Annotated in this window: 11 protein-coding genes; 6 read left to right on the top strand and 5 right to left on the bottom strand. The window is 62.8% G+C overall.

Features of this window, described 5'->3' with window-relative positions; genetic code table 11:
* A partial coding sequence (locus tag LDL37_RS03970; RefSeq protein WP_290794675.1) for a glycosyltransferase occupies nt 1-522 on the top strand: 522 nt, incomplete at its 5' end.
* A gap of 43 nt (nt 523-565) precedes the next feature.
* On the opposite strand, the gene LDL37_RS03965 is transcribed toward LDL37_RS03970, so the two are convergent.
* The 3 genes from LDL37_RS03965 to LDL37_RS03955 all read right to left on the bottom strand — a co-directional run bounded on the left by LDL37_RS03965 (nt 566) and on the right by LDL37_RS03955 (nt 3,116).
* Nucleotides 566-1,519, bottom strand: coding sequence for a DUF2807 domain-containing protein (locus LDL37_RS03965; RefSeq protein ID WP_290794672.1), 954 nt, complete (start codon nt 1,517-1,519; stop codon nt 566-568).
* Between the two features lie 159 nt (nt 1,520-1,678).
* Complete coding sequence (locus LDL37_RS03960; protein ID WP_290794669.1) at nt 1,679-2,674, bottom strand: alpha/beta hydrolase; 996 nt, start codon at nt 2,672-2,674, stop codon at nt 1,679-1,681.
* 43 nt (nt 2,675-2,717) lie between these two features.
* Entirely contained in the window at nt 2,718-3,116 is a 399-nt protein-coding gene (locus LDL37_RS03955; protein ID WP_126419708.1) for a YccF domain-containing protein, read from the bottom strand.
* A 212-nt stretch (nt 3,117-3,328) separates the two neighbouring features.
* Here LDL37_RS03955 and LDL37_RS03950 point away from each other — a divergent pair, with 212 nt between their 5' ends.
* The 5 genes from LDL37_RS03950 to LDL37_RS03930 all read left to right on the top strand — a co-directional run bounded on the left by LDL37_RS03950 (nt 3,329) and on the right by LDL37_RS03930 (nt 7,529).
* The gene (locus LDL37_RS03950; protein WP_290794662.1) at nt 3,329-3,526 is read left to right on the top strand and encodes a DUF4169 family protein; all 198 of its coding nucleotides are present in this window, start codon (nt 3,329-3,331) and stop codon (nt 3,524-3,526) included.
* A gap of 190 nt (nt 3,527-3,716) precedes the next feature.
* Entirely contained in the window at nt 3,717-3,965 is a 249-nt protein-coding gene (locus LDL37_RS03945; RefSeq protein WP_290794659.1) for a ribbon-helix-helix domain-containing protein, read from the top strand.
* Nucleotides 3,966-4,048: 83 nt separating this feature from the next.
* A complete protein-coding gene (locus LDL37_RS03940) occupies nt 4,049-6,367 on the top strand; it encodes a UvrD-helicase domain-containing protein (RefSeq protein ID WP_290794656.1) in 2,319 nt (772 codons plus the stop codon).
* Complete coding sequence (locus LDL37_RS03935; protein WP_290794678.1) at nt 6,367-7,179, top strand: peptidylprolyl isomerase; 813 nt, start codon at nt 6,367-6,369, stop codon at nt 7,177-7,179. Before LDL37_RS03940 ends, LDL37_RS03935 begins: the two co-directional genes overlap by 1 nt.
* Nucleotides 7,176-7,529, top strand: coding sequence for a RusA family crossover junction endodeoxyribonuclease (locus LDL37_RS03930; RefSeq protein WP_290794653.1), 354 nt, complete (start codon nt 7,176-7,178; stop codon nt 7,527-7,529). Before LDL37_RS03935 ends, LDL37_RS03930 begins: the two co-directional genes overlap by 4 nt.
* Nucleotide 7,530: 1 nt before the next feature.
* Here LDL37_RS03930 and LDL37_RS03925 read toward each other — a convergent pair whose 3' ends face one another.
* Nucleotides 7,531-9,690 (bottom strand): serine hydrolase, encoded by a 2,160-nt coding sequence (locus tag LDL37_RS03925; RefSeq protein WP_290794650.1) that lies wholly within the window; start codon nt 9,688-9,690, stop codon nt 7,531-7,533.
* A gap of 26 nt (nt 9,691-9,716) precedes the next feature.
* Nucleotides 9,717-10,000, bottom strand: a 284-nt coding sequence (locus LDL37_RS03920; RefSeq protein ID WP_290794647.1) for a ClpXP protease specificity-enhancing factor SspB, incomplete at its 5' end; no start/stop codon positions are given.

The raw sequence follows: 10,000 nt of genomic DNA, 5'->3' as shown, positions 1-10,000 counted from the left end.
AACCCCGATGGATCTGAGCAGCGTGGGTCGCGGCGCGGTGAGGTCACGCCGATAACCACACTGGTGTCGCTGATGCGCCTGTCCCGCTATCTGCCCTTCCTGCGTGGCTTTGAAATCCACCGCGAAGACGAACTTCTGCCGGACGCTCCGGTGCCAGTGGCCGCAGTGTCGGGGGCTTGCTTCTGCATCGCCCGCGCCGATTTTCTATCGGTGGGCGGCTTTGATACGCGTTTCTTCCTGCACGTCGAAGACGTAGACCTGTGCTGGCGCATTCGCAAAAAGGGCGGCACCGTGCTGTTCCACCCCCGGGCCGAGGTCGTCCACGAGGGCCACACCTCGCGCGTTGATCCCCTGTTTGTTGAAACGAACAAGGGGTTGGGGCTGGTCTATTATTTCCTGAAGCGCGCCGATACCATCTGGCGCAAGCTCTACATCATGGCCTTGTCGCCGTTAATCGTGGGCGTCTCCATTTTGCGTGCGGTCATGCGCCGCCGACTGCGCGACACGGATGATTTTAGCTGATCCGCAGCGGGTGGATTACTGAGGGGCTGATTACTGGGATTGTTTATTGGCCGCCGATATTGATGTCGCCGGACCCCAGTACTTTCTTCTGAACCGGGCCGGTGGCGCGCGCGACAAACACGTCGCCTGAGCCGACCACGGCGGCTTCGACCATCTTCGCTTCGCCACCAAAATGCACGTCACCCGAACCGGCCACGGCGATTTTCAGCGTCGGGCTGCGGCCCTTGGCCACCACTACGTCGCCGGACCCGGCCATGCTGATTTCCACCGGACCGCTGACCGCCCCGATGCTGATATCGCCCGACCCGGCGCTTGCCGCCGACAGGGTGCCGCTGACTGAGCCGACGCTGACATCGCCGGAGCCCGACTGCGACAGTTTGAGCGAGCGCACGCCGCCGATATGCACATCACCGGACCCGGTACTGACGATTTCGCTGTCGCCGCCACTGGCGGCATGGGTGTCGCCGGAGCCGCTATTGATCAGGGTCAGGACGCCGCGCACGGGCCCGACGTTCCAGTCACCGCAACCCTGCACGCTGAGCTTCAGGCTGCTGGCCTCCGACACATTGCCATAGACCGCGCCCTTGCTAACGATCTCCATATCCTGCGGGGCATAGACATAGACGGTCGGCAGGTCAGACAGGTTGAGGTGACCCATGCCGGCCACCTTGACCGTGGTGACGCTGCGGTCGCCGATATTGAAGGCAAACAGGCTGGTGCCGCCACCGCCGCACGACTGATCGCGACCACTGACATTGCCGTTGACGATGACGCGGTCGCCCTGACGGCGCAGCGTGATCTGAGGCATGTTGCGGGGGCCGGTTTTGACGCGTACATCGATATCCTGACGCGCCTGCGTCACCACCACCACGCGCGCGGCCAGATTTTGCAGTTCGATCCGGTTTTCACCGGCCAGCGCCATCTCCGGACAGGCCAGAGGCAGCAGCAGGGTCAGGGATGTGCAGGCCAGTACGCGCATCAACAGGGTTTCCAACATCTGCAGACGTCCGAGAAGCCGGACCCTGCCTCATCACCCATCTCGCAACCGGCGATCCGGGTCAAATTAAACCTGAGTCATGAAAAGTATTTAACAAGGTTACAGTTGACCCTGCGATAAGTTTTCATGGTCGTTTCTGGAGCCGTCTCAGGCATTTGTCTAGCTATACAGGCCTTGTTGTCGCGCGAAATGCAGGAACAGATCGCTCCACGGCACGGCGGGCGACAGGATGCCAAAGCCATGCCCGCCCTTCGGGTAAAGGTGGGTTTCGACACTGACCCCGGCCGCTTTCAGCGCCGCGCGGAAGGCCAGGGTGTTTTCGACCGGCACGGCTCCGTCGTCCTCGGCGTGCAGCAGAAAGGCCGGGGGGGTCTGCGGCGTGACGTGGTTTTCCGTCGAATAGCGGGCGGTGATCTCCTCGCTGGCATTGGCCCCGATGAGGTTGCTGCGCGACCCGGCGTGGGTCAGGCCGGGCTTCATCGAAATAACCGCATAGATCGGCGCGCACAGGTAGGGGCGGGCGTCCTGCGCGTCTATGGCATCGACAGCCGCATAGACGGGGGCGCCATAGCCGGTGGCCAGTGAGGCGCACAGGTGGCCCCCGGCACTGAACCCCATCACGCCGACGCGCGCCGGATCGATCTGGAAGTCTTTGGCGCGTGCCTTGATCAGGCGCATGGCGCGCTGGGCATCCATCAAGGGCACATCCGACGCCTGCGCCCAGCCTTCGGCCGGCAGGCGATAGTAGAGGACGAAGACGGTCAGGCCCTGCGCCGAAAACACGCGGCCGACATTGTGGCCTTCGTTATCGACCGAGATATAGGTGTAGCCGCCGCCGGGAATCACCAGCAGCGCGCCGCCGTTCGGCTTTTGCGGCCGATAGACGGCCAGACGCGGACGGATCACCCCGTTAACCAGCCGGCGCAGGGGCGGGGTGGGGGCGGTTTTGACGACTTCGCTCAGTTCGGTCTTGAGCAGACCCGCCGGCCCCTTTGGCCACAGATCGACATATTCCGTCGTTTCTGGCGGCAAAGGTGTGCCGCGCAGGTCTTTAAGCTCTGTGCCCATGACCGGCGCCTGGGCCAGGGCACCGGAGGTGGCGGCCACGCCGAGGCCCAGCCCGCTGGTCATCAGGGTGCGTCGATCCAAATCCATCTGACTCTCCGGAACAGGTTTTCCGGATATCTACAGGAGGGGATCAGGGCTTTTCAATGACGATCTTGCCGACGGGGGCCAGAGCCAGCCACGCCAGTTGCACATTTTTGAGGGCAAACGGGATGCCGATGATGGTTACCGCCTGAGCCAGCGCCAGAACCAGATGCCCCAGCGCGATGTACCAGCCACCCAGAAGAATCCACACAATATTCATCAGCGCGCCCATGCCGCCCGTACCCAGATCGCCCTGACCGGTCATGAGATCGCGGTCGGCAATGGCCTTGCCAAACGGGAAGAAGCTGAAGCCGGCGATGCGAAAGGCGGCCCCGGCCCACGGCAGGCCCACAATGGTGATGGCCAGCAGGCAACCGCCCAGACACCAGGCCAGACCGGCCGCAAAGCCGCCGAAGATGAACCACAGAATGTTGAGAATGAGGGTCATGCGTAAGTTCCGGAAAAGAAGAATAAATCGAGGGGTTGCGTTTTTGGCGTAACGGTGTTTTAATGAAAATTATAAAGGCTTTAGTTTCGAACGCAGCTTAATTTTCTTTTATTTGCAACGGCAGCGCTGTATAATGAACGATCATTGACGCTGCGTTTAAAAAATGCACCGGTCCGGAATTTGCGGCCCGATCAAGACCCTGAGTAAAATTCATGAGTGACGTGATCAATCTGAACAAGGCGCGCAAGACGCGACAGCGCGAGCGCGACAAAGCGCAGGCCGCTCAGAACCGCGTCACTTTCGGGTTGCCCGGTCATCTGCGCCGGGCGGCGCGTGAAGATGAGGCGCGCCGCGAGCGCCTGCTCGACGGACAAAAACGTAAGGATGTGGATAATTCCGAAAACGGTTGACGTTTTTATGTAAAATGACAAGAGTTTACATGGTTTTTTCACGGCCATGGATGTAGCGGTTTAATATTACCACAATAATAAATCAGATTTGTTGGGTTTATACCGATATCGTCCATTGAATTCACAAAGAGTGCAGCGTCGCCGGGGGCGTCTTGATGCTGCAAAGCGTTGCCTGGACAGGAGGGACACTATGCCGGGTTTAAGAAAGAGATCGGTTAATCTTGCCGGACACGCGACGTCTGTTGCACTCGAGCCGGAGTTCTGGGCGGTGCTGGAGGCGATGGCCAAGGAGCGCCGAATCAGTCTGGCGGCGCTGATCGCCGAGCTGGATACCAAGCGCGGCGAAAGCCTGCTGGCCTCCTTCTGTCGCCTGTCGGCGCTGGCCTACGTGCAGCAAAAAGTCAGCAATAGCAAGAAACGCAAGCCAGAGGCCGTCTGAGGGGCGGGGCGGGCCTGTGCATAAGCGGCAAAGCTTGATGTTTCCGTTTGGTTCCGCCCGGCGAACGGTCTAGACTGAGGGGCATGAACGAAGACGTTTCCATCCCCATCAGTCAGCGGGCCTCGGTCAACGGGGCCTCTTTCAGCAGCGATTTTTTCAAGGGTCTGAACCCTGAACAGGCTGACGCCGTGCGTTCGACCGAAGGGCCGGTGCTGGTTCTGGCCGGAGCGGGTACGGGTAAGACGCGCGTTTTGACCACGCGTATCGCGCACATACTGTCGCAGGGTCTGGCCAAACCGTGGGAAATCCTCTGCGTTACCTTCACCAACAAGGCGGCGCGCGAAATGCGTGAGCGCACGACGCGGCTGGTGGGGCCATCGGCGGAAGGCCTGTCTAATCTCGGCACCTTCCACTCGATCGCCGCGCAGATGCTGCGCCGTCATGCCGAACTGGTGGGGCTGAAGTCGAGCTTCAACATCATCGACGACGACGATCAGACGCGCCTTCTCAAGCAGATCATGGAGGCGCGGCGCATCGACACCAAGCGCTTTCCGCCCAAGCTGATGGCGCACTTCCTTGATCAGTGGAAGAACAAGGGCCTGACGCCGGACAAGGTGGCGAAGATGACCGCCGACGAGGGCGCGCAGTTCGCCTTCAACAAGGGGCCGGAACTCTATGCCGAGTATCAGGAGCGCCTGCGGGTATTGAACGCCTGCGATTTCGGTGACCTTTTGCTGCACACGCTGAAAATCCTAAGCGAGCATCCGGACATCCTCGAACACTATCACCGCCGCTTCAAGTACGTGCTGGTGGACGAGTATCAGGACACCAATATCGCGCAGTATCTGTGGCTGCGGATTCTCACCAATGCCAACCGTAACCTCTGCTGCGTGGGCGATGACGATCAGTCAATCTATGGCTGGCGCGGGGCCGAGGTCGATAACATCCTCAAGTTCGAGCGCGACTATCCGGGCGCCAAGGTCATCCGGCTTGAGCGCAACTACCGCTCGACCCAGCATATCCTGTCGGCGGCGTCGGGCCTGATCCGCGCCAATAGCGCGCGTCTGGGCAAGACCCTGTTCACCGATCAGCAGGGCGGCGAAAAGGTGCGCGTGCAGGGTCTGTGGGACGGCGCGGCTGAGGCGCAGGGCGTCGCTGAGGATATCGAGCGCCTGAAAAAGCAGGGCCGTGCCTATTCGGATATGGCCGTGCTGGTGCGCGCCTCGTTCCAGATGCGGGCGTTTGAAGAACGCTTCCTCATGCTGCAAATCCCCTATGTGGTGGTGGGCGGCCCGCGCTTTTTCGAGCGGGCGGAAATCCGGGACGCCATCGCCTATCTGCGCCTGATCCAGTCCGAAGACGATGATCTGGCCTTTGAGCGCATCGTCAATGTGCCCAAGCGCGGCATTGGCGACGCCACGGTGCAGAAGCTCTTGATGCAGGCGCGCCTCGCGGGGCAGAGCGTCATGGCTGCCGTGCGCGATCTGGTGCAGACCGATGAACTGCCGGCGCGGGCCAAAACGCCGCTGGTCGGTTTTCTGCGCGATTACGACCGCTGGGTGGCGGTGTTGAAGACCACATCGCACGACGCGCTGCTCGATATGGTGCTGACCGAAAGCGGCTATTACGACATGCAGCGCGCCGATAAGACGTCGGGCGGGACGCGCATCGACAACCTCAAGGAAATGATGAACGCCATGCAGGACTTCGAAAACCTCGAAGCCTATCTGGAGCATGTGTCGCTGGTCATGGACCTGGAGCGCGACAATGGCGAGAACAGCGTGCGTATCTCGACCCTGCACGCCGCTAAGGGGCTGGAGTTTCCGGTGGTCTTCCTGCCGGGCTGGGAGGAGGGCGTCTTCCCGTCGCAGCGCTCGATGGACGAAAACGGCCTGAAAGGGCTGGAGGAGGAGCGGCGGCTGGCCTATGTCGGCCTGACGCGGGCGCGGGAGATCGCGCGGGTTAGCTTTGTGGCCAATCGGCAGGTTTTCGGGCGCTGGACCAGCCAGATACCGTCGCGCTTTATCGACGAAATGCCCATTGAGCACGTCGAGGCGACGTCGCAGACCGGCTATAATCAGGCGGGCTGGCAGTCTGAGCAGTCGCGTTGGGACCGCGCCGGATATCAGCCTAACCATACCAAAAGCGAAACGAAAACCGAGGGCCGGTTCAGCGACCGCCTGTCCGGCGTCGATATGAGCCGGCTGGAGAAAAAGCCGCAGCCGCACCGCCAACCGGCCGCCAAGCCGCAACCGTCCAAGGGCCTCAGCGTGGGCACCCGCGTCTTTCACAGCAAGTTTGGCTATGGCCATGTGGTCGAAACTGAGGGCAATAAGCTGGTGGTCAATTTCGACATTTCGGGCGAGAAGAAGGTCATCGACAGTTTCGTGGAGAAGGCGTGATGAAGGCGTGGGGGGCGGGCGTCATTGCGGCGCTGGCGACGGCAGCGACCGCGCAGGACTGGACGCCGCTGGATGCCGACAACACGCTGGTCATGGAGACGACTCAGGGGCGGGTGATCATCGCCCTCAGCCCGCAAATGGCGCCGCAGGGTGTGGCGCGCATCAAAGACCTGACGCGGCAGGGCTTTTATAACGGCCTGCTGTTCCATCGCGTGATTGATCATTTCGTGGCCCAGACCGGCAATCCGAACAATAAGGATGGCGGTCGCAGCCCTCTGCCGGATATGCCTCTGGAGGCGGTGTTCAAACTGGGTGAGATGGTGCCGCACACAGTGGTGGCGCAACCCGCCGGGGCGACGACCGGCTTTATCGGCGCGGTGCCCTATGTGGCGATGACCGACCGGCATATGCCGCCCGCCAGTGACGGCAGTCACGCTGTGCGGGCCTGGGGGACGCACTGCCGCGGCGTGCTGGGCATGGGGCGCGGGGAGGCCAGAGACTCGGCCAATAGCGAGCTATATCTGATGCGCGATACGGTCACGCGACTGGACCGCGACTATACGGTTGTGGGTCGCGTTGTATCAGGTTTCGACGCGCTGGCGGCGCTGAGGGTGGGCGAACCCCCGGCGCAGCCCGATGCGATGACTGAGGTGCGGTTGCTGGCCGACATGCCCGCGTCCGGGCGTACGAAGCTGGAGATCATGAACACCGCCGGCGCGGCTTTTGCGACGCTGGTCAAGGCGAAGCGGGCCGAAAAAGGCGCGGATTTTTCGGTCTGCGATATTACGGTGCCGGTGAGGACCGTGCCTTGACCTGGACCACTTTCGGGAAGGTGCGGGCGCGGGAAACCGATGAGGGGATTGAACTCTTCATTGATGGGCTGACGACGCAGGCCAAGTATTACAAGCCGCTGGTCTATGAGTTTTTTCGCAAAGAGTGGCGCGGGTCGCGTCCGGCCTGGGGCGACTATGCGGTCGAAATCCGCATGGAGCACGTCGGTGATCCGCCGTGGATGGACCTCGATAACCTCGCCAAGGCGCTGCTCGATGCCATCAAGGGGTTTGTCTTCCACGATGACAGTCAGGTGGCGCGGCTGCTGGTCGAACGCTTTGAAGGCGAACGCGAGCAAATCCATATCCGTGTCTATGCACTGAAGCGGTGAATTACCCCCAAGGCGTCAGCGCGCCCCAGCTCATCAGCAGGATAGCATAGCACAGCCAGCCGGTATTGAGCGCCGTGTGCGCCGCCTTTTGCCACAGAGCCCAGCCGTCGGCGTGATAATGGGCCTCTTCATAGACGCGGTAGAGGCTGCCCAGTTGAAACAGGGTCGCCAGCGACGCCAGCACTGCCAGCCACGACGCCATCTGCAACTGACCGCTGGGCCAGTGGGTGAACAGGGCGCTGGGGTCGCCGGTCAAGCCCTGACGCCAGTTGTTGAACAGGGCGATGGCCAGTATCCATATGGCCGCTGTAGCATACGAAATCCAAGTTGCTGCGACCTGCGCTTCGGTCGGGTGATCGCGCTGACCCACGCGGCTCAGCCCCATCAGCACCAGCACGCACGAACCCAGCATGAGCGCCGTCAGATTATACAGGGTCGAAGGCCGGTGCACCCAGCCGACGCGCTCATAGCGCGCCATATTGGCGCTGGTTTCAAAGGCCGTGGCGCGGCCGCCCTGCGGTTTAAACAAAAAATGCAGACCGTCATTGCTGATCTGCGGCCCCAGCGGATTGGTCTCCTGCGGGATGAAGAAGCCGCGCGCGGCCGCCGCGACATAGGCGGACGATCCGTCCGGGGCCGAGACGATCAGGCGGCCCTGTGCATCGGCATCGACCTCCACTGTGTTGATCAGCCGCGTCACCGCCCCTTCCAGTCCGCCATAGGCACGCCGCGTCGAAACATAGGCCCCGCGCAAGGAGTCGAAATAGGCACGATCGGCGGCATAGGTCTGCGGCGGCTGACGCGGGGCGGGGGGCACGCCGCCTTCCACATGCTGGATCAGCAGTTCGGGATAGGCGCGCGTCAGTGTGTCGCCGGTTTCGGTATTGGCGGCGATGAAGATGCCCAGATTGCGTTCGGGCACCAGGATCATATTGGCGTTGAACCACAGGGTCGCGCCCGTATGACCATAGGTCTTCAGCCCCTGTGCCGTCTCCCCGATACGCAGGCCCGACGCCCAGCCATTATAGCCCTTCGGCATGGTCAGGAGTGGTGAGCGGAAGGCCTGAGCCGAGGCCGGTCCGAACAGGGTCACGCCGTCGAGGCTGCCATTGCCCAGCAGCAGAGACATATAGCGCGCCATGTCCGCAGCCGTGGTCGAAGCCCCCAGCGCTCCGGCCATAGGCAGGGCGTGGTCGAAGGGCTGTGCCCGGAAGGTGGCCCCATCCCAGATAAAGCCCTGCGACAGGCGGTCGGACAGGCCCCCCGGCATGGGCGCAGGCAGGCCTTCGGCGGCGGCATTGGGGTGGATCAGCGCCGGATCGTAGGGCTCACGCAGGGTGGTCGAGCCGAGGCCCAGCGGCCGGAATATGCGGGCTTCCATCAGGGTGGGCACATCCTTCGCCTCAGCCGTGCGGGCGGCCGCGCGGGCGGCCAGCGCGGCCCCATAGTTGGAATAGGTCGCAAAGCTGCCCGGTTCGCGCAGGCGCTGCGGCGCGTGGCGGCGGAAATAGGTGTCGGTCGATTCGATGCGCCCGTCTTCAAGACGGAAGAGGTGGCCCAAAGAGGTGTCCTCAAACCCCGCCGTATGGGCCATCAGGTCGCGCATACGGATGGGTTTGAACCGCCGGTCCTTGGCAAAGATATCTTCGGGCAGATAGGCGGCGACGGGGCCATCAAGCTGGAGGCGCCCGGCCTCGATCTCCTGACGCACGGCGATCCAGGTAAAGGTCTTGGTGATCGAGCCGATGCGGAACAGGCTGGTGCGCGCATCGACCGGCCGACGCGGCGTCAGGCGGTCATAGCCATAGCCCTTGATCAGCAGCGGCGTGCCGCCCTGCACCACGGCGACCGTCACGCCCAGCACATGGTCGCGCTGCATCAGGGCCGAGACGGTGGCGTCGGTAAAGGATTCGATGTCTTCCGGGCTCACCGGACGATTGACCGAGGCGGGTTCGGTCACGACGGGCGCAGGTGCGGCCCGCCGTGGGGCTGTCCGAGCAGGCCGCGGTGTCTGCGATGGGCTTGCCAGTGGCGGCGGGGCTTCGACGGACGGGGCTTCAACCGGCGGCACCGGGGTGGCCGCCACGGCCGGCAGGCTCAGCCCCAGAACGAGGCACCCGGCGGTGAGCAGGGCTATCAGGCGGGCAGACGGTCGGCGCATGTGGCGAAACCCTGCGGAGGCGGAGGCTACTTCTTGCGAAACTGATCGAGCGAGACGACCTTGGGGCCCGTATCGGGGGGCGGGGCGTCGGGATCGGGCTCGGCCGGTTTGGCCCCATCGGTCGCTGCGGCCGGCGCCGCGATCAGGCCCTCATCGTCATTGGCCTCCAGAGGCTCCTCGACGTCGAATTCGAGGATGAACTGCACGCTGGGGTCATAGAAGCGGGTGATGGCCGACAGGGGAAAGCGCAGAACCTTGGGCACGCCGCCAAAGCTGAGGGTCACGCTGATGCGGTCACCATCGACCTTCA

Source organism: Asticcacaulis sp., assembly GCF_020217185.1.
Taxonomy (GTDB): Bacteria; Pseudomonadota; Alphaproteobacteria; order Caulobacterales; family Caulobacteraceae; genus Asticcacaulis.
This window is presented reverse-complemented; position numbering and strand designations above follow the sequence as displayed.